We start from the raw sequence: 20,094 nt of genomic DNA on the forward strand, positions 1-20,094 counted from the left end.
CTCATAAACGTGGCTCGGAGTATCAAGCCCGGATACGCGCACACTCAACAAGGATGTGCAGTCCCACGACCCCTTTCGTATCCATATTCGATCCAACATGGTGCGTGACCGTTCACGCACGAAAAGCGCGGCCGACAAACGCCGGCAGCGCTGAATTTTCCTAACAATCTGTTTACTGATTAGCTTGTCAGGCGTCTTCCGCGACGGCGTCGGCCTGCATTTCCGGCACCGGCTTCTCAGGCGTTGGCGCCCGGTCAGCGCCGTCCCCGTCCGGAACCCCGTCCGCCGGCAAATCGTCCGGCGCCCAGTTTTCTATGGTCACCAGACTCTGGATCTGGCTGTCCATCAGCCCCGTCGCCATGGGATTGCGCACGCCCGGCAGAACGAAGACATCGAAGAGTTCTCTCACCTCACCGGTCAGCCTGATCCATTGCACGATGTCGCCCGTGCGCGTGTCCACGACCTGCACGCCGCACCAGGGCTCCGCATCGCGCCGGGCCAGTTCGCCGTCCAGCTCCAGGCCGGAGAACGATCCATCGCGCGGCAGGGAAAGCCCGACAAAGGCATAAGGCCCCGCAAAGGCGAGCCCGCGCAGGAAGCCGGGCAGAAAGGCCACCGTTTCCAATTCGCCGGTATCGGGGTCTACCGTGCATAATTCGCCACGGCCGGAATTCAGCACCCAGAGCTTACCGTTGTGCAGGCGCGGCGAATGGGGCATGGAAAGCTTTTCCGTCACGATCCGGTCGGTCGTCACATCGATGATGCAGCCGCCTTCGGCGCGGCGGTCACGCCAGCCCGTGACGATGTCGCTCTTGCAGACGGCCGTCACGTAGCGCGGCTCTCCGTCCTGCATGGCAAGGCCGTTCAAATGGCAGCGGTCCTCCGGCGCGAGGCGGGAGATGAAGGGCGGCTTCCAGATCGGACGAAAACTGTGGGTGAGGCTCGGCGTGGCGAGGCAGGAATATTTCGTGTTCACGAAAATAATCCGGCCGTTCTTGTCGACCCCCAGTTCATGCACGTCGAGATCGCCGGTGGTCTGGGCGTTTCTAGGTACGTAGTTGCGATCGAAGCCGTCCACGCTGGCATTGGCGGGCAATATGTTTTCCATCCGCCATATCTGGAAATGATTTGCCAGATAGAGCCGCTGCGGCGTGGCGGCGACGCCCATGGCCCGCACGAAATGCCTTTCGTGGAAACTGATTCTTCCGCGCGGCAGACGCCCGACAAGATAAAGCCGCCCGGACTGGTAGGAGGTGAAGCCGAAGCTCAGATTGTTCTGGGCCATCCAGTCGGAGAAGCCGCGCGAGCAGGAAATCTGCGTCTTGGGTTTTGCCGGTTGCGCCGCCTGCCCCGGCGCATTCTTATTGTCGGCGGGCTTATTGTCGGCGGGAGCGCCGGCGGCGGCCCCTTCTTTTGCGACCTCTTTTTCCGGCTCCTTGCCGGACTTGGCCTTCTTCACTTCGGATTTCCTGTTGGACACGTTTCTCTCCACCCACAAGATTGCTGACGCATGAACCGCTCGTCTCAGGAAAGGAAGCGCAAGCTCATGGGTTTCACGAATATGCGCGGCGATCTGATACGATTGGCGACCGGCCTCCTGGCCATGGCCCTGGCCGGATGCGCAGGCGCTCCCCCGCTTGCAGAGCGGGAGACCAAGGCTGCAAGCGTGGCGCAGCAGGGGGGGCTTGAGAAGTTCCGCATTGCGACAACAAGGTTCGATCTGGTTGGATTCAGAAAGATCCGCACCCCCGGCGAACCGCTCACCGTCTTCATCGAGGGAGACGGCGCCGCCTGGCAAACACGGAACAAGCCCTCATCCGACCCGACGCCGGTCTCCATGACCATGCTTGCGGTGGCTGCCTCCGATCCCGGACCGAATACCGTCTATCTTGCCCGACCGTGCCAATTCACCGGGGCGGAGAACGGAACCGCACGCAACTGCCGCCCGGAATTATGGACCGTAGCGCGCTATGGCGAAGAGGTGGTGGATGCGGTGAACCAGGCCGTGAATACGCTGAAGAAGCAGGCCCCGGCGCCCGCCATCCGCCTTGTCGGCTATTCGGGCGGCGGCGCCATCGCCACGCTGCTGGCAGCGCGCCGCGACGATGTCGCGAGCCTAGTCACCATCGCCGCGCCGCTCGATAGCGCCGCCTTTACGGCCTATCACCATGTGACGCCGCTTTATGGATCGCTTGATCCTCTAAGCGTGGCGACGACAATCGCCCGGCTTCCTCAAATCCATTATTCCGGCGGCGAGGACGACATCGTGCCACCGATGATCGCTGCCGGCTTCATCCGCCACATGCCCGTGCCGAATTGCGCGCGGCAGATCGTTCTGTCCGATATGGACCATCAGGGCGACTGGGCGGCGCGCTGGCCCGCCCTTTCCGCCCGGCCTCCTTCCTGCCCCGGCGATCTCCCCAAATCGGCGGTATCGACACGCTCCCGCTGAGCAGCACGGTGATAGCTTCCCTGATTGTCAGCTTCAAAACGAGACGGAACGACATGCAGGATACGCTTGAGCGGGATGAACGGCCTTCCACACCGCAAGCCGACAGCGCGGACCCCGCCCCCGCCATGCCCGCCACACGGACGACCGATACGGAGGACGGCTATGCGCCGGAACTCTGGTTCGCAACGCCGATCTGGCCGCGCAAGGTTCTCGACCATGAGCGGATCGACGCGGATATTCTCACCGCAATGGACACATATGAGCGCGAGCTGCCCAATGTGACGCGGTCGAATGTCGGCGGCTGGCACAGCCCCTCCGATCTGCACAAACGGCCGGAGCTTGCGGAGATTCGCGGGATCATCGGGCGGACCTGCGTCGGCTGCGCGAAAAGGCTCGCCTTCGATTTCACCCGCTTCGACCTCGTCTTCCAAGAGATGTGGATCAACAGGAACGGGCCGCGCGACTATAACCGCGCGCATGTGCACCCCAATGCCATTCTGTCCGGCACCTACTACGCAAAAGTGCCGGAGGGCGCCGGCAATATCGAGTTCTACGATCCGATTCGGGAGCGCATCATGAGCGTCTATCCGGTGAAAGAGCGGACAAAGATGAACAGCCAGGCCCTGCAATACCGCGCCGCGGCCGGCCTGCTGATCGTCTTTCCCTCATGGCTGCAGCATGCGGTCGAGCCCAATCTCAGCGAGGAGAGCCGCGTCTCCATCGCCTTCAATATGACCTTCCGGGCCAAGAGCGCGTAGCGGCTCTCACCAGGTGTCAATGAACGGCCGGTGCTTGGGCTTCGCTTCACGGCGCGGCGGCACGGATGCGAGGCCCCGCATCACCCAGCGGCGGGTTTCCATCGGGTCGATCACTTCGTCGATCTCGAGGAAGGACGCCATGTTGATGGCCTTGCCGTTCTCGTAGTATTTCGCGACCATCTTCTGGAAGAAGGCCTCGCGCTCCTCCAGATCCTCGATCGCTTCCATCTCGCGCTTGTAGCCGAGCCGCACCGCGCCTTCGAGCCCCATGCCGCCGAACTCGCCGGTCGGCCATGAGATGTTGAAGAAGGGCGCATGGAAGCTGCCGCCCGCCATGGCCTGCGCGCCGAGGCCATAGCCCTTGCGCAGCACGACGGTGAAGAAGGGAACGGTGAGGCTCGCCGCCGTCACGAACATGCGCGACACGCGGCGTACCTGCGCATCGGCTTCCACATCCGGTCCCACCATGAAGCCCGGCGTGTCGCAAAGCGACAGGACCGGCAAGCCGAAGGCTTCGCACAGCTGCATGAAACGCGCGGCCTTGTCTGCGGCGGGCGCATCGATGGCGCCGGCGAGATATTTCGGGTTGTTGGCGATCAGCCCCATGGGCTTGCCGCCGATACGGACAAGCGCGGTGACGATGCCGATACCGAAATCGCGGCGCAGCTCCAGCACCGAGCCCTTATCCGCCAGAAGGTCGATCACCTTGTAGATGTCATAGACGCGAAGCCGGTTTTCCGGGATCGCCTGGCGGAGAAGGCGTTGATCTTCTTCCTCCCAATCGCCCAGCGGGCCCTGGAAATAGGAAAGATATTTCTTCGCCGCCTCGACGGCCGCCGCCTCGTCCTCGACCGCGATATCCACGACGCCGTTCTTCGTCTGTACGCCGATGGGACCGATCTCCTCAGGCGCATAAACGCCGAGGCCGCCGCCTTCGATCATGGCCGGACCGCCCATGCCGATATTGGAATTGGCTGTGGCAATGATGACGTCGGAGCAGCCGACCAGCGCGGCGTTACCCGCAAAGCACCGGCCTGAAACGATGCTGACAAGCGGCACGAGACCTGAAAGTTCCGCGAATTTCAGGAAGGAGGGCGTGTCGAGCCCTGCCACGCCCGGCGAATCCGTATCGCCGGGCCGACCGCCGCCGCCTTCGGCGAACCAGACGACAGGCAGCTTCCAGTCCTCGGCGATCTTCAGTACACGGTCGGTCTTCTTGTGGTTCATCGCGCCCTGCGTGCCCGCAAAGACGGTGAAGTCGTAGGACAGCACCATGGCGCGCGCCTGTTCCTCGCCGAACTTGTCTGCATTCACCGTGCCGATGCCGGTGATGAGGCCGTCCGCCGGGCTCATCTTGACGAGGTCCTCCATGGAGCGGCGGCGGCGCTGCGCGGCAAGGATGAGCGAGCCATATTCGATGAAGCTGCCTTCATCGCAGAGATCGGCGATGTTCTCGCGCGCCGTGCGCTGATTGCGCTTGCGGCGGCGTTCCACCGCTTCCGGGCGACGCTCGTCGAGACCGATGGCATGGCGCTCGATCACCTCGGCAAGATCGGGCCGGATATGGTCCGGATCGATATCCGCTTCGTCGGCCTGCGAGGCGGCGTCGACCGAGGCAGGTTCGATGAAGATCAGCGGATCGCCTTCAAAAAGCACCTGACCCGGCTCCGCGCCCAGTTCGCGCACGATACCGCTTTCGGCCGCATGGATGAGATGCTCCATCTTCATCGCTTCCAGCACGGCGAGTTGCGTGCCTGCGGGCACTTCATCGCCCGGCTTCACATCGATGCTGATGACCTTGCCCTGCATGGGCGCCCCCACGGGCACGGTGCCCGCCGGGCCTTCGACCTTCGTATGCGCGGCGGTCGACGCTACCGCGCCATCGGTGAAATAGCGCTTGGCCTGGGCGGGCGTGCCGTCCGCCGTCAGTTCGGCGGCCCGGTCGTCGATCAGGCGCGTATAGACATTGTTGGCGGCCACTTCATCGTCGGCGATGAGGTTTTGCAGGAAACCGATATTGGTTGCGCAGCCTTCGATCCGGAATTCGGCCAGCGCGCGGCGCGTGCGCGCCACCACTTCGGCATAATCCGGCGAGGCGTGATGGACGATGAGTTTGGCCAGCAGCGAATCGAAATTCGGATTGGTCGTGTAGCCGGCATAGCCGAAGGTATCGACACGCACGCCGGGGCCGGAGGGCGGCTCGAACGCGGTCAGCGTGCCGCCTGCGGGCTTTGCGGCGCCGCTTGCATCCATGGTTTCCATATTCACGCGAAGCTGGATCGCATATCCGCGCGGCAGCGGCACCTCGCCGACGTCGAGACCGAGGCCATCCAGCGACGCGCCCTGCGCCAGGCGGAGCTGCGTTTCCACAAGGTCGATGCCGGTCACTTCTTCGGTCACCGTATGCTCGACCTGCAAGCGGGCATTCGCCTCGATAAAGGCATAGCCGCCCTCTCGGTCGGCATCGACGAGGAACTCGAAGGTGCCGATATTGTCGTAGCCGATCCGGCGCGCCAAAGTCAGCGCGTCCTCGATCAGCCGTTCACGCATGTCAGGGGAGAGGGAGGGGCTCGGCGCAATTTCCATCAGCTTTTGATGGCGGCGCTGAATGGTGCATTCGCGCTCCCAGAGATGGGTCACTTCCGTGCCGTCACCCAGTATCTGCACTTCGATGTGGCGGGCATTGGGGATGAAGCGTTCCAGATAAACATCGCCGATGCCGAAGGCCGCCTTTGCTTCGGACTGGCAGCGGGCATAGGCTTCATCGAGCTCGTCGAGCGCACGCACGGCGCGCATGCCGCGACCGCCGCCGCCGGCGACCGCCTTCAACATGATGGCGGCGCCATCGCCTTCCCGCGCGATGAGCTTTTTGAACCAGTCGCGCGCTTCCTCCAGGCTGGTCGCACCGGACGTGCCTTCGAGAAGCGGCACATCGCATTCCGCAGCCAGCGCGCGGGCGCTCGCCTTGTCGCCGAAGCGGTCCAGCACTTCCGGGCGCGGCCCGACAAAGGCAAGACCTGCATCGGCGCATTTCGCGGCGAAGGCTGCGTTTTCCGACAGAAAGCCATAGCCGGGATGGATCGCATCGCAGCCGGCGCCCTTCGCCGCGGCGATGATCCCGTCCATGTCGAGATAGGCCGCCGCCCCGGAGCCCTTCAGCGCCACGGCCTCATCCGCCATACGCAAATGGAGCGAACGGGCGTCATCGTCGGAATAGACGGCGACACTTGTGAGCCCCACTTCCGATGCCGCGCGGGCAATACGGATGGCGATTTCGCCACGATTGGCGATCAGCAATTTCCCGAATGTCATGAAGAACCTTCCCGGACTTATTCGAATTTCTTTTCCCGCAGCATAGGCGGCGTGACCCGATCTGCAAATGGGCTGGCCGAGGCCGGACCGGGCGTCTAGGCTCTGGCCAAAAAGGAGGCGAAAGGCATTGAGCGAGGAAATTTCCGCGGAAAAACAGGAAGCGATGCTGGAGGCGATCACAGCCACCGTGCCGCCGCTCCTGCATGCGCTGGATGCGCTCGGCCATATTGCCCGGCATGTCCATCCGCCCAGCTTCGCCTCGCTGATCGACCAGATGGGCGAGCCGGACGAACCCTTGCGTCAGGCCATCGGCCCGTTCCGCGAGGCCGAGTGGCCGGAAGCCATGGCCGGCTTCAAGGCGCAGATCGAAAAGGCCGCGGACGAAGCGCTCATGGCGCATGAGGAAATCCGCAGTGCAAAGGACGATCCGCAGGGCGTGTTCAGCGCCTATCGCGCCTTCCGGCATCAGTCGCGCGCATTGGAAGCGCTTTACCCGCTGACGCAGATGTTGCCGCCGGTGAGCCGCTTCTTTCTCGACGAGGATGCAAGGCAGGACGAGGGGCTGCTGGCGGCCCTTGCCGACGGTACGCAAGGTCCGCACGAGACCGGTCTCATGCATGCCCGAAACGACAAGGGGGAACGGGGCGGCTTTTCACTCTACGTGCCGGAAACCTACACGCCCGACCGGCCTCACCCTTTCATCATGGCGCTGCATGGCGGCAGCGGGCACGGGCGCGATTTCATCTGGAGCTGGCTCCGCACGGCGCGCTCACGCGGCGCCATCCTGCTTTCGCCGACCTCGCGCGACAGCACATGGTCGCTCGCCGGTCCCGATGTCGACAGCGAAAGTCTGAAGCGGATGCTGACTTTCGTGCGGGAGCGCTGGAATGTGGACGAGAGCCGCCTGCTCATGACCGGCATGAGCGATGGCGGCACCTTCTGCTATGTGAGCGGCATGCTGGCCGATGCGCCCTTCACCCATCTCGCGCCGATGTCGGCGAGCTTCCATCCGATGCTGGTGAGCTTTCTGGAGAAAGAACGGATCGAAGGTCTGCCGATCTTCATCACCCATGGCGCGAAGGACTGGATGTTCAATGTGGAGATGGCGCAAACCGCCGCCCGCACGCTGGAAGAAGCCGGCGCCGACGTCACCTATCGCGAGATCGAGAACCTCTCCCACACCTATCCGCGCGAGGTGAACGGCGAAATCGTGGACTGGCTGATGCGTTGAGGCGCTTGACCTTCCCGTCGCTGGAAGGATTATGTAAGCGACATGGTTGCCGCTCTCCGCATAGCGATCTCCGCCCTCCTGCTGCTCTTGCCCCTGGCAATGGCCGGCAACACACATGCGCAGACCGTTCCCTGCCATGGGGACGGAACGCTGGCGGCGGTCATGCAGCCCGGCGACGGGCGCACGATGCACGCGGAGCCGTCGCCCAGGAGAGACACAGGCGAAAAAGAGGCCGAGGCCCACGCCTGCTGCGATCTCGGCAGCTGCTCGGCCGCCCTGCTTTCGACCGTTGAGCCGGTCGGCCAAGGGCAGAGGACGGAGCCCCCCATTTCCACGGCCCATCCCCAGCGCGCAGCGCTTTCCCTGACGGACGGGCCACCGCCCCGCGGCTGAGTTTTCGGCATTTTCTCGAAAACTCGACCAAGGGATATCCATGAACAGATTCATCGCGGGCTTTGCGGCCCTGCTGACCGTGCTGCCTGTCGCGGCCGCGCAGGCCGGCACCTATGACCTCACCATCGGCAAGACGCAAACAAGCGTCACCGGCAAACCTAAAACGGTGCTCACCATCAACGGCACCGTACCGGGCCCCACGCTTCATTTCAGAGAAGGCGAAGAGGTCACCATCAATGTGACCAACACGCTCGATGTCGATACGTCGCTGCACTGGCACGGGCTGGTTCTGCCCTTCCGCCAGGACGGCGTGCCGGACATCAGCTTCGACGGGATCAAGGCGGGGGGAACCTTCACCTACCGCTTCCCGATCCGACAGAGCGGGACCTACTGGTTCCACAGCCATACCGGCTTCCAGGAGCAGGAGGGCATGTACGGCTCCATCATCATCGCGCCGAAGACGCCGGAGAATTTCAGCTATGACCGGGACTATGTGGTCGTGCTGTCGGACATGCACAATGACAGCGGCGCGACGATCCTGCACAAACTGAAGACAAGCTCCGACTATTACAATTACGGTCAGCGGACCGTTGCCGACTTCTTCTCCGACGCCTCGGAGAAGGGTCTCGGCGCCGCACTGCGCGACCGCGCCGCATGGGGTGACATGCGCATGACGCCGACCGACATAGCGGATGTCTCCGGCTATACGCTGCTTCTCAACGGGCGCAATGCCGCCCAGAACTGGACCGGCCTCTTCAAGCCGGGAGAGAAGGTTCGTCTGCGCTTCATCAACGCCTCGGCGATGACCTATTTCGACGTCCGCATTCCGGGTCTCAGGATGAAAGTCGTCCAGGCCGACGGCAACAATGTCGATCCTGTCGGAGTGGACGCGTTCCGCATCGCAGTCGCCGAGACCTATGACGTCATCGTCGAACCGAAGGACGACCGCGCCTATACCGTCTTCGCCGAAGCCATGAGCCGCAGCGGCTATGTCCGCGGTACGCTGGCGCCCCGAAAAGGCATGGAGGCCTCCGTCCCGCCGATGAGCGCCCGACCGCGACTCACCATGGCCGATATGGGCATGGCGCATGACGGTATGAGACATGACGGCATGGATCAGGAGGACATGGGCAATGCAGCGACGGGCGGCAGCGCCATGAGCCATGCCGAGACCGCACCGCACAGCATGTCCGGCGGTCCCATGGATCACCCCGCAGCACAGGCCCGGCGGGAAGGCGATCCCTTCTATGCGCCGGGCAGCGGCCTCGCCCCGACGACACCCGGCGGCGGCAAGGTCCTGTCATATGCCGACCTCAAGGCGGCAAGGCCGCTTTACCGGGACAGGCCCGCGACACGTGAAATCGAGCTGCGGCTCACCGGAAACATGGAGCGCTATTTCTGGTCGATAAACGGCGTCAAATATTCCGACGCCGACCCCATCCGGCTGAAATACGGCGAACGCGTGCGCTTCAAGTTCGTCAATGAAACCATGATGACCCATCCCATGCATCTGCACGGCATGTGGAGCATTCTCGATACGGGAAAGGGCCAGTGGGATCCGGTGAAGCATGTGGTGAGCATCGCGCCAGGGACGACCGTCTATACGGAAACGGAAGTGGATGCCGAGGGCGAGTGGGCCTTCCATTGCCATCTGATGTACCACATGGGCACCGGCATGTTCCGCAAGATCATCGTCGAGGGCGGACCGTCGCAACAGGCGGCCCTGCAGGCAGAGGAGGGCATGGAATGAAAACGCTCTCCCTTGTCGCCGCCGCCATTTTCATCATGGCGGCGCTCCCGGCGCGCGCCGGGATGGCGGATGACGATATTTTCGCCGCGCTGTTCGTCAATCGCCTCGAACACCGTTTCCAGGCGGGAGACGACATGCTTGTCGCGGAGGGACAACTCCGCATCGGCAATGACGAGCACAAACTCGTCGGCAAGGCGGATATCGACTACCTGACCGGCGAGGGCAAATATGAGAAGGCCGAATTCCAGCTGCGTTACCAGCGCATGATTTCGGACTTCTTCGATGCCCATATCGGCATCAGGCAGGACCTCAAACCGAGCCCGAACAGGACTTACGCCGTCTTCGGCGTGAGCGGGCTCGCGCGGCAGTGGTTCGAGATCGATGCGAGCGCGTTCGTCAGTGAAAAGGGCGATGCGTCGCTGCGGCTGGATGCCGACTACGAGATCCTCCTGACGCAGCGGCTCATCCTTGAGCCCGCTCTCACGCTCGACGCCGCCCTGTCGGACGACAAGGCCGTCGGCACCGCTGCCGGTTTCACCTCGCTGGAAACGGGGCTCAGGCTTCGCTACGAAATCGAGCGTGAAATCGCGCCCTATCTCGGCATCAACTGGGAACGCAAGCTCGGCGCGACGGCGGACCTTGCCCGCGCAGCAGGCGAGGACCCGGACGTCCTGTCCGTCGTGACGGGTGTCCGCCTGATGTTCTGACGACCGGAGGGGCGGCCGAGCCGCCCCTCCGGAGGCGCTTTACTTGTCGTGAATACGCAGGATCACCGACTGGCTCGCCGAGGCCATCAACTCGCCGTCCTGTGCAAAGAGATGCATGCGGCCATGGCCGAACCCGCCATGCACGCCATGGATGCGGATGTCGCACAGCACCCAGTCCGTCGGCACGATGTGTCGGAAGCGGATCGTGTTGTCGAGGCTGTTACCCCCCGCATTGCGTCCGATGGCATTGCCGATGGCAGACGGTACGAAGTCGGCAAAAACGGCCAGCATGGCGCTGTCGATCGCCACGTCTTCCAGCGGGCGCACCCAGAGCACGACCTGACCGTCCGGCGACAATTCTCCGCCCTTGCGGTCCTTGCCATATCGGCCTTTCACCACGCGCATATCGATGCGGGTATGGAGGTCGGGATCGCGGTCGTCGCCCCGCCAATGTTCGGCGGGATCGAAGTTTTCCGGTCCCGGCACGTCGGGCGCGACGGCCCATTGATGCGAGAACTCGCTCGGGCGCGCGCCCAGCGCGGCGTTGACGGTGAGGATTTCCTTGTCGCCCACATGGCCGATGACGCGGGCCTGACTGTTGTAATTGCCATGCACCGGCACCAGCACATCCAGATCCACGATGGAGGGCGGGCGCGCATAGGAAAGATATTGCGCCGTCGCCCAAACGGTCGGGCGCTCGCAGGTGCGCTCCATCGCCCGGATGGACGCCGCCATGCCGACACCGCCGAACATGAACAGATTTCCGGGCGGACCGACCGAAAGGCCCGGCTCGACCTGAAGGTGATAGCGGTGCGGATTGTGGGTCGATTTGAGATCGAAAAACACACGATCGCTCATGTCACCCGTCCTGAAAACTGCTTGAAAGGAAACTCGATCCGCGCGTTTTTACCGGCTTTCTCGCCAAGGTCAAACGGTCTTGCGGCTCAGTCCGACGAGCGGGAGAGGCCGGCGCCGATATGTGCCTGTTCCTGAGCGCGGGCGATATCAACGGCGACCATTTCCGCGACAAGCTCGCGGAAACTCGTTTTCGGACGCCATCCCAGCCGGTCATGAGCCTTGCGCGCGTCTCCCAGCGTGGCGCCGAGGTCGATCGGCCGGAAGAACGCAGGATCGACCTCGACGAGCAGATCCCCCGTCTCTTCGTCGTAGCCTTTTTCGTCTACGCCCTCTCCCTGCCAGCGAACGGTCCGGCCGATTTCCGCGAAGGCTATTTCCACAAATTCGCGTACGGAGTGGTTCTCGCCGCTCGCCAGGATGTAGTCGTCCGGGGCATCCTGCTGGAGCATCTTCCACATGCCTTCGACATAGTCGCGGGCATGCCCCCAGTCGCGGCGCACATTGAGATTGCCGAGACGCAGCGTCCCCTCTCCGGCGAGGCAGACGGCGGCCACGGCCTGCGTGATCTTGCGTGTGACGAAGGTCGGCGCGCGCCAGGGGCTTTCGTGATTGAAGAGAATGCCGTTGGAGGCGTGAAGCCCATAGGCCTCGCGAAAATTGATCGTCGCCTCGAAGGCGGCGTGCTTCGATACGGCATAAGGGTTCAACGGGTGAAGCGGGGTTTCCTCGTTCTGCCAGCGGCCGCCCGCGTCGCCGAACATTTCCGAACTCGATGCCTGATAATAACGGATCTGGCCACGGTCGAGGCGCAAGACGGCCGTGAGGAGCTTCATCGCGCCGGTTGCATTCACATCCGTCGTGGCAGCGGGATCGTCGAAACTGGCATGGATATGAGACTGCGCGGCGAGATTATAGACCTCGTCGGGCTCGATCCGCCGGACAAGGCTATCGAGATCGGCTTCCCTGCCGATATCACAACGATGAAGAATGAGATTACGATTGAGATCCGCGCCGGCATCCGCCAGCCGCGCGCGTTCCATCCGCGCGGGGTCGCGCGCCAGCCCATGCACCTCATAGCCGCGCGCAAGCAGGAATGCCGCCAGATAGCCGCCATCCTGCCCGGTAATACCCGTCACCATGGCGACCCTCGGCCGGGACGCCTCTCTCAATGGGGGAGAATTTGTCGGGTTATTGAATGACACGCGCCGCTTCTGCCTTTCGCCTCGGGACAGGATTCGTTTTTAGCACTCCCGAGGCCGAATGGCACCTCGTTGACAGGCCTGAATGAAGCAAGGGCCCGCTTCCGGCCCCCGTTCACTCACACTCCGCGCCTGTCGCCACCGGTTTCCAGATACCAGCGATAGACCTTCGCAATACCCTCATCGAGACCGGTGCGCGGGTGCCAGCCCAGATCGCGCAGGCGCGCGTTGTCCATCAGCTTGCGCGGTGTGCCGTCCGGTTTCGACGTATCGTTCACCAACTCGCCTTCGAAGCCGACGGCCTCTTTCACCTTCTGCGCCAGCTCCTGAATGGTCAGATCTTCGCCAAAGCCCACATTAATGTGCTCTTCGCCGGAATAATGCGTCATCAGGAACACGAGTGCGTCGGCGCAATCGTCGACATAGAGGAATTCGCGCTTCGGCGAGCCCGTACCCCAGATCACGACCTCGGCATCGCCGGCTTCCTTTGCCGCATGCATCTTGGCGATCAGAGCGGGCAGAACATGGCTCGAATCCAGATCGAAATTGTCGCCTATGCCGTAGAGATTGGTCGGCATGGCTGAAATGAAATCGCAGCCATATTGACGACGATAGGCCTGGGCCAGCTTGATTCCGGCGATCTTGGCGACCGCATACCATTGATTGGTCGGCTCCAGCGGGCCGGTCAGCAGCGCATCTTCCCGCATCGGCTGTTCAGCCATCTTCGGATAGATGCAGGACGAGCCCAGAAACAGAAGTTTCTCCACGCCGTTCTGCCAGGCGGCGTTGATGATGTTCGCCTCGATCATCAGATTGTCGTAGAGGAACTCCGCCGGGAAGCTGTCATTGGCGAGAATGCCGCCGACGCGCGCCGCCGGGATGAATACCGCCTCAGGGCGATGCTCCGCCAGCCAGCCCTCGACCTCGGCCTGACGGCGCAGATCGACCATGTCGCGTGTGACTGTCAGCAGTTCGCAGTCCTCGGACGCCAGCCGGCGCATCAGGGCCGCGCCCACCATGCCGCGATGGCCTGCGACCCAGACCTTCTTGCCCTTCAACGAATATATAGCGCTGTCAGTCATGGCGTGCTTTACGGGCCGCTTCCTGCGCGACGGTTTCGAGGTCGGCAGCCACCATTTCAGCCACGAGTTCCGGGAAGGTCGTGGTGTGCTCCCAGCCCAGACACTGTTTCGCCTTGGACGGATCGCCCAGCAGGAGGTCCACTTCGGTCGGACGGAAATAGCGCGGGTCGATCTTCACGCGCGTCTCGCCGGTTTTCTTGTCGACGCCGATTTCCGAGACGCCCTCGCCGTGCCATTCGATGGTACGGCCGACTTCGGCAAAGGCCAGTTCCACGAATTCGCGCACCGAATGCGTTTCGCCGGTGGCCAACACATAATCGTCGGGCTCGTCCTGCTGCAAGATGCGCCACATGCCTTCCACATAGTCGCGGGCATGACCCCAGTCGCGCTTGGCGTCGAGATTGCCGAGATAAAGGAGGTCCTGGAGCCCCAGTTCGATGGCGGCGACGGCGCGGGTGATCTTGCGCGTGACGAAAGTTTCGCCGCGGGTCGGCCCTTCATGATTGAAGAGAATGCCGTTGGAGGCGTGCATGCCATAGGCTTCGCGGTAATTGACCGTGATCCAGTAGGCATAGAGCTTGGCGGCGGCATAGGGGCTGCGCGGATAGAAGGGCGTGGTCTCGCTCTGCGGCGTTTCCTGCACCTTGCCGTACAGCTCCGAGGTCGAGGCCTGGTAGAAGCGCGTCTTCTTTTCCAGCCCCAGAATACGGATGGCCTCCAGAATACGCAGCGCGCCGATGGCGTCGGAATTGGCGGTGTATTCCGGTGTCTCGAAGCTCACCTGCACATGGCTCTGGGCGGCGAGATTGTAGATCTCGTCGGGCTGGGTTTCCTGAATGATGCGGATCAGATTGGTGGCGTCCGTCAGGTCCCCGTAATGCATGAAGAAGGCGACCCCTTCATTATGCGGGTCGTCGTAAAGCGCATCCACCCGTGCGGTATTGAATGACGAGGACCGGCGCTTCACGCCATGGACGATATAGCCTTTGGAGAGGAGGAGGGCTGCCAGATAGGCGCCATCCTGCCCCGTTACCCCGGTAATAAGTGCCGTTTTGCTCATGAATCCGTTTCGCGCTGAATACGTCCAGGCAAGCTGCCGTCACCTTATTGGCACGGAACTTCGCAAGCCTCAATGGCGTTCCGTGCGCAGCCGGTCCTGATCCAGCCTTCGCAGGGGGTCGACCTCGCTTACGGGGCGGAACGTATCGGGATCGGCCGCGGCCCACCATTGCGCGTAATAGGATGCCTCCGGGTCGTCGAGCAGGCTCTTCTCCTCGACAAAGGGATAGATGCGGTCGGTGGCCCGGGCTTCGGCAGCGTTGAGGCGGTGATGCAGGTGATGCGGCCTCAGCTCCCAGGGCGTTTCGAGCCCCACCGCGACCACGATATCGCGGAGCGCCTCCACCGTTGTCTTCTGGAAGCGGTGGACGCGCTCGGCCTTGTCGCTCACCACCAGGCCGCGCTGGCGATAGGGGTCCTGTGTGGTGATGCCGGTGGGGCATCCGCCGGTATGGCATTTCATGGACTGCACGCAGCCCAGCGAGAACATGAAGGCACGGGCCGCATTGCACCAATCGGCCCCCAGGGAGGCGTTGAAGGCGATCGAGGCCCCGCTATGAACCTTGCCGCTGGCGGCGAGTTTGACGGCGCCCTTGAGCCCGGTGCCCACCAGCGCATTGCGCATCATGATCAGGCCTTCCCGCAGCGGGACGCCGACATGGTTCGACAGCTCCAGCGGGGCCGCGCCCGTGCCGCCCTCCGCGCCGTCGATCACGACATAATCCAGGTGAATGCCCGTCGCCAGCATCGCCTTCATGACGGCAAAGACCTCATGCGGCTGGCCGACGCATAGCTTGATCCCCACGGGCTTGCCGCCGGAGAGCTCTCGCAGCCGGGCCACGAACTCAAGCATCTCGCGCGGCGTCGAAAAGGCGCTGTGGCCGGGCGGCGAGATACAATCTGCATAGGCCTCGACGCCCCGCGTGCGGGCAATTTCTTCGCTGACCTTGGGGCCGGGCAGCATGCCGCCATGGCCGGGTTTGGCCCCCTGGCTCAGCTTGATCTCGATCATCTTCACCTGATCGCGCTGCGCATTGTCGCGAAACGCTTCCGGGTCGAACGAACCGTCTTTCGCCCGGCAACCGAAATAGCCCGTCCCAAGTTCCCAGACGAGATCGCCGCCGTGTTTTTCATGATAGGGGCTAATCGCCCCCTCGCCGGTGTCGTGATAGAAGCCGCCCTTCTTCGCGCCGAGATTGAGCGCCTCGATGGCATTGGCGCCGAGCGACCCGAAGCTCATGGCCGAGATGTTCAGAATGGAGGCGGAATAGGGTTTGGTACATTGCGGCCCGCCTACTTCCACACGGAAATCATCCGCGACGTTCTGGGTCGGTGCGATGGAATGGCCGATCCACTCATATTCCTCAGAGTAGACATCGAGCTCCGTGCCGAAGGGGTGGACGGATACCTGCCCCTTAGAGCGCGCATAGATGAGCGCGCGCGTATCGTGATCGAAGGGGCGTCCTTCCAGGTCGCTCTCCACAATATAGGACCGCAGGTACGGCCGCAGATCCTCGAAAAACCAGCGCAACCGCGCGGCAAGCGGATAGTTCCGCATCAATGTGTGAGGGGATTGCCTGTAGTCATAGGCCGCAAGCGCCAATAATGGCAGCGTGACCGCCAGCCCCCAGAGAAGCACCGGCAGAAAGGGGGACAAGAGGAGAATGAGAAGGGTCGCAACGAGGAGTGTGGCGGGCAGGATGAATTGTGCGGAAATTCTCTGCCGGTAAAGCGTCCTCACAAAATCGAACAAGATCAAATCTCCTCTTTCGCGGTCCGTCCTCCCCTACACCTTCTCATCACAATAGTCTTGCCGAAGACGAGGACAACCGGCGCTTTTGTTGCAGTGCAGAGAAACTGGCGCGCAATCCGGTCATGACGCTGCGGAAGGTGAGGCCGGGGCCTTTTCTCCTTCCTCCCGCTTCTTCCCGCGTTAGAATTTAACAAAACAATGAGGGAGGAGACGAGGATGACCAACAAGGAAGGCAAAGGATCGACAAACTACGATGCCGTTATTGTCGGCGCCGGTTTCGCAGGCATGTACATGCTGCATCGCCTGCGCAAGCTGGGGCTCAATGTCCGCGTGTTCGAGGCGGGCGAAGGCGTGGGCGGCACTTGGTACTGGAACCGCTATCCGGGTGCGCGCTGCGACGTGGAAAGCCTCGAATATCAATATGGTTTTTCCGACGACGTACAGCGCGGCTGGACATGGACGGAGCGCTATGCCGCGCAGCCGGAAATTCTGCGCTACCAGAACTATGTCGCAGACAAGCTGGACCTGAAGCGCGACATCCAGTTTTCCACGCGCGTCAACTCGGCGACCTATGACGGGCCGTCGGGCCTGTGGCGGGTCGAAACCGACAAGGGCGACAATGTGCAGGCCCGCTTTTTCATCATGGCGACGGGCTGCCTGTCGGCGGCTCGCGTGCCCGATTTCGACGGACTCGAAGACTTCAAGGGCAAGTGGTACCACACCGGCGGCTGGCCGCATGAAGGCGTGGACTTTACGGGACAGCACGTGGCCGTGATCGGGACAGGCTCCTCCGGCATCCAGAGCATTCCGATCATTGCCGATCAGGCGGATCATGTAACCGTTTTCCAGCGCACGGCGAACTTCACGCTGCCGGCGGGCAACCGTCCGCTCAAGGATGAAGAAATTCAGGAGACGAAAGAGACGCTTCTGGAGAAGCGCAAATTTGCGCGCACCACGCCGGGCGGCATCATCTGCTTTGAATATAATGAAACGCTGCTGGAGGAGATGACGCCGGAAGAAGTGCAGCACGAGCTTGAATCGCGCTGGACGCAAGGCGGCTTTGCCTTCCTCGGCGCCTATGGCGACGAGATGGCGACCGATGAAGCAAACAAGGTCGCGGCGGATTTCGCCCGCGAGCAGATGAGCAAGCGGGTGATGAAGCCCGGCCTTGCAGAGACATTGATGCCGAACGACCATCCCGTCGGCACCAAGCGACTTTGTCTCGATACGGACTATCTCGAAACCCTCAACAAACCGCATGTCGATCTCGTCAATGTCCGCGAGCATCCCATCGAACGGATTACCGAGAAGGGCGTTCTGGCGGACGGCACGGAATACGATGTCGACGCCATCGTCTTTGCGACGGGTTTCGATGCCATGACGGGCGCCATTCTGGGTGTCGATATTACCGGCCGCGACGGGTTAAGCTTGCGCGATAAATGGGCCGCGGGGCCGCGTACCTATCTGGGGCTCGGCTCGGCGGGGTTCCCGAACCTCTTCTTCATCACCGGGCCCGGAAGCCCGTCCGTGCTCAGCAACATGATCGTGTCGATCGAACAGCATGTGGACTGGATCACGGACTGCATTTCTCGGCTGACCAACGGCAATATCGGCATGATCGAGGCCACGCCGGAAGCGGAAGACGAATGGGTGGAGCATGTCAATGAAGTGGCCGGCATGACGCTCTATCCTCAGGCCAATTCCTGGTACATGGGTGCGAATGTGCCGGGCAAGCCACGCCTCTTCATGCCCTATACGGGCGGCGTCGGGATTTATGGCGAAAAGCTCGACGAAGTGGCTGCCGCCGATTATGAGGGCTTCCGCCTCGGGGCCTGAAACCAGCCCGTCGTCATGCCCAAAGACGCAATGTCTGCCAGCGGGGCCTGACGACGGGACCTCCGCATCGACGGATCAGTTCCATCTCGAGCAGACGATCGTTGGAATCGGTATAGAGGGTGGCGGAAATCTCCGCGCCATCCTCGTCGTCGACTTCCATCTCTACCGGCACCGGGCGCTGCTGCCAGGTTTCGGGCCGGTCATATCCATCGATTTCGAACCCCACAATCGACCCGTCGGGCAGTTCGGAGCGCGCCGTGGCGCAATCCATATCCGACAGAAGCCGTCCTGCGCGCTCGCCATCCAGGCACTTGGCCGCGTTAAAGATCAGCAGTTTTTCTTCAGGCCGCAGTAAACGCCTCTTGTGCATGTGCTCTTTCCTCAAGCGTTGTCGGGAACACGCCTGTGGAAGCTCACATATTCGCCTTAATAAATCGCTGCGGATCGCCACCTTTTTGGCAGCGATCCGCGCAAAACTCGTTCACTGCGGCGTTATTTCGCACCGTCGAAAAAATCGGTGAAGCCGGCAGGCGCGTAAGGGCCGATGCAGATCTGTTCCAGCACGCCCATGCCTTCGCGCGTGCCGTCGCTGGCGCGCACCACCTGCTGCACATGCAGGTTCTCAAGGGCCAGCGGGTCGAGCTGTTTGGGATCGAAGGATTCATGCCCCGTGGCCAGCTCGCCTTTCCACATGCCCTGCCCCCATTCCGGATGGGTGTAGCCAAGGCCCTTCATCTGGAATTTCAGGATCGGCTCGAGGCTGATGGTGCGGGTGCCGCCTTCGAGGTCCACGAGATCGATTTCGGCGGATTTCGCCAGGCGCGTGCCCGGCACATAGGAGACGCGATGTTTCGCCGTCGCCATACGCTCGTCCTTGCCGTCTTCGACGCCCGGCACGTCGGCCTCGCTTGTATAGAGCGGCGCGACGAGCCCTTCGCGCACCAGCGCTTCACCCTTCGACCCATCGAAGAAGATGGCATGGGACACATGGTCGTCCCAGATGAGCGGCGCCCAAAGAAAGAAGAAACTTCCCGGCGCGGCCGGCGCGCCGCCGGTTTCCGGCTCGCCCACGCGGCGCACGCCCCAGGAGCGATCCTTGGTGCCGAGGCACATGTCGTCGCTCACCGCGATCTCGCCATCGGGATGACGAACCGTCCCGCTCCAGCGGCCGAACTGGTCGAAGCGCGTCGCGTCCATCACCGCGCGCGGGCCGGAATAAAGCGTCTGACGCGCTTCCTTGATGACCGCCGTGCGGCCCGAAAAAGTGAGGTCGCAGGAAATGCCGCTGTCATTGTCGTCCAGCACGACGCGGGTGCGCAGCATCGGTTCCTGAATCTCGATGCGGAAGGGGCCGACCTGCATCTCGGTACGTTCCGTCGGGGCGCGGCGCGAGCCATAAAAGCAATGCTGGCGTCCATCGCGCGTCACGACGCTGAAGGCACAATCGAGAATGCCGCGATGCGGGTAGATCGCCATGCCGATGCCGAAATAATAGGACCCGTCCTTCGCATAGCCGTTGAACCATGTGCGATCATAGACATTGCGGTCGCTGGTCGCCGGATGGGCAATCGGTTCGGGCGTCTGATGGATGGGGTAATCGTCGAGCTTGTTGAGCATTGCCGGGCCTTTGCGTTTCACAGGACCAACAACACAGTCGGCCCCTCCCTGTTTCGATGCGGTCTTTTTATTCGCCGCTCATCACAG

General features: G+C 62.5%; 15 protein-coding genes. 6 read left to right on the forward strand and 9 right to left on the reverse strand.

Annotation, left to right across the window (positions count from 1 at the left end):
* Positions 1 to 187: 187 nt before the first annotated feature.
* Positions 188 to 1,480, reverse strand: coding sequence for a TIGR03032 family protein (locus ACSSVQ_RS08990; RefSeq protein ID WP_454182438.1), 1,293 nt, complete (start codon positions 1,478 to 1,480; stop codon positions 188 to 190).
* A gap of 66 nt (positions 1,481 to 1,546) precedes the next feature.
* Here ACSSVQ_RS08990 and ACSSVQ_RS08995 point away from each other — a divergent pair, with 66 nt between their 5' ends.
* A complete protein-coding gene (locus ACSSVQ_RS08995; RefSeq protein WP_454182440.1) occupies positions 1,547 to 2,452 on the forward strand; it encodes a hypothetical protein in 906 nt (301 codons plus the stop codon).
* A 53-nt stretch (positions 2,453 to 2,505) separates the two neighbouring features.
* Positions 2,506 to 3,210: a TIGR02466 family protein gene (locus tag ACSSVQ_RS09000; RefSeq protein ID WP_454182442.1), complete on the forward strand. Its 705-nt coding sequence runs from the start codon at positions 2,506 to 2,508 to the stop codon at positions 3,208 to 3,210.
* 6 nt (positions 3,211 to 3,216) lie between these two features.
* Here the strand turns inward: ACSSVQ_RS09000 and ACSSVQ_RS09005 are convergent, their stop codons facing one another.
* Positions 3,217 to 6,522 carry a carboxyl transferase domain-containing protein gene (locus tag ACSSVQ_RS09005; RefSeq protein WP_454182444.1) on the reverse strand — a complete coding sequence of 1,102 codons (3,306 nt, stop codon included), beginning with the start codon at positions 6,520 to 6,522 and terminating at the stop codon, positions 3,217 to 3,219.
* 163 nt (positions 6,523 to 6,685) lie between these two features.
* On the opposite strand from ACSSVQ_RS09005, the gene ACSSVQ_RS09010 reads away from it, so the two are divergent.
* The 3 genes from ACSSVQ_RS09010 to ACSSVQ_RS09020 all read left to right on the forward strand — a co-directional run bounded on the left by ACSSVQ_RS09010 (position 6,686) and on the right by ACSSVQ_RS09020 (position 10,603).
* Positions 6,686 to 7,753 carry a carboxylesterase family protein gene (locus ACSSVQ_RS09010; RefSeq protein WP_454184674.1) on the forward strand — a complete coding sequence of 356 codons (1,068 nt, stop codon included), beginning with the start codon at positions 6,686 to 6,688 and terminating at the stop codon, positions 7,751 to 7,753.
* A gap of 433 nt (positions 7,754 to 8,186) precedes the next feature.
* A complete protein-coding gene (locus ACSSVQ_RS09015; protein WP_454182446.1) occupies positions 8,187 to 9,896 on the forward strand; it encodes a copper resistance system multicopper oxidase in 1,710 nt (569 codons plus the stop codon).
* Complete coding sequence (locus ACSSVQ_RS09020; RefSeq protein ID WP_454182448.1) at positions 9,893 to 10,603, forward strand: copper resistance protein B; 711 nt, start codon at positions 9,893 to 9,895, stop codon at positions 10,601 to 10,603. Before ACSSVQ_RS09015 ends, ACSSVQ_RS09020 begins: the two co-directional genes overlap by 4 nt.
* Before the next feature lie 39 nt (positions 10,604 to 10,642).
* Here the strand turns inward: ACSSVQ_RS09020 and ACSSVQ_RS09025 are convergent, their stop codons facing one another.
* From ACSSVQ_RS09025 to ACSSVQ_RS09045, 5 genes are all read right to left on the reverse strand, one after another.
* Positions 10,643 to 11,461: an acyl-CoA thioesterase gene (locus tag ACSSVQ_RS09025; RefSeq protein ID WP_454182450.1), complete on the reverse strand. Its 819-nt coding sequence runs from the start codon at positions 11,459 to 11,461 to the stop codon at positions 10,643 to 10,645.
* An 86-nt stretch (positions 11,462 to 11,547) separates the two neighbouring features.
* Complete coding sequence (gene gmd, locus ACSSVQ_RS09030; RefSeq protein WP_454182452.1) at positions 11,548 to 12,600, reverse strand: GDP-mannose 4,6-dehydratase; 1,053 nt, start codon at positions 12,598 to 12,600, stop codon at positions 11,548 to 11,550.
* 179 nt (positions 12,601 to 12,779) lie between these two features.
* On the reverse strand, positions 12,780 to 13,742 hold the full coding sequence (gene fcl, locus ACSSVQ_RS09035) for a GDP-L-fucose synthase (RefSeq protein WP_454182454.1): 963 nt from the start codon (positions 13,740 to 13,742) through the stop codon (positions 12,780 to 12,782).
* The gene (gmd, locus tag ACSSVQ_RS09040; RefSeq protein ID WP_454182456.1) at positions 13,735 to 14,802 is read right to left on the reverse strand and encodes a GDP-mannose 4,6-dehydratase; all 1,068 of its coding nucleotides are present in this window, start codon (positions 14,800 to 14,802) and stop codon (positions 13,735 to 13,737) included. Before gmd (ACSSVQ_RS09040) ends, fcl begins: the two co-directional genes overlap by 8 nt.
* Before the next feature lie 69 nt (positions 14,803 to 14,871).
* Positions 14,872 to 16,554 (reverse strand): FMN-binding glutamate synthase family protein, encoded by a 1,683-nt coding sequence (locus ACSSVQ_RS09045; RefSeq protein WP_454182458.1) that lies wholly within the window; start codon positions 16,552 to 16,554, stop codon positions 14,872 to 14,874.
* A gap of 216 nt (positions 16,555 to 16,770) precedes the next feature.
* On the opposite strand from ACSSVQ_RS09045, the gene ACSSVQ_RS09050 reads away from it, so the two are divergent.
* Entirely contained in the window at positions 16,771 to 18,390 is a 1,620-nt protein-coding gene (locus tag ACSSVQ_RS09050; RefSeq protein ID WP_454182460.1) for a flavin-containing monooxygenase, read from the forward strand.
* A 13-nt stretch (positions 18,391 to 18,403) separates the two neighbouring features.
* On the opposite strand, the gene ACSSVQ_RS09055 is transcribed toward ACSSVQ_RS09050, so the two are convergent.
* On the reverse strand, positions 18,404 to 18,760 hold the full coding sequence (locus ACSSVQ_RS09055) for a DUF6984 family protein (RefSeq protein ID WP_454182462.1): 357 nt from the start codon (positions 18,758 to 18,760) through the stop codon (positions 18,404 to 18,406).
* Between the two features lie 122 nt (positions 18,761 to 18,882).
* Positions 18,883 to 20,007, reverse strand: a complete 1,125-nt coding sequence (locus ACSSVQ_RS09060; RefSeq protein ID WP_454182464.1) for a hypothetical protein — start codon at positions 20,005 to 20,007, stop codon at positions 18,883 to 18,885.
* Positions 20,008 to 20,094: the final 87 nt, after the last annotated feature.

The sequence above is a fragment of the Parvibaculum sp. MBR-TMA-1.3b-4.2 genome (genome assembly GCF_053628815.1).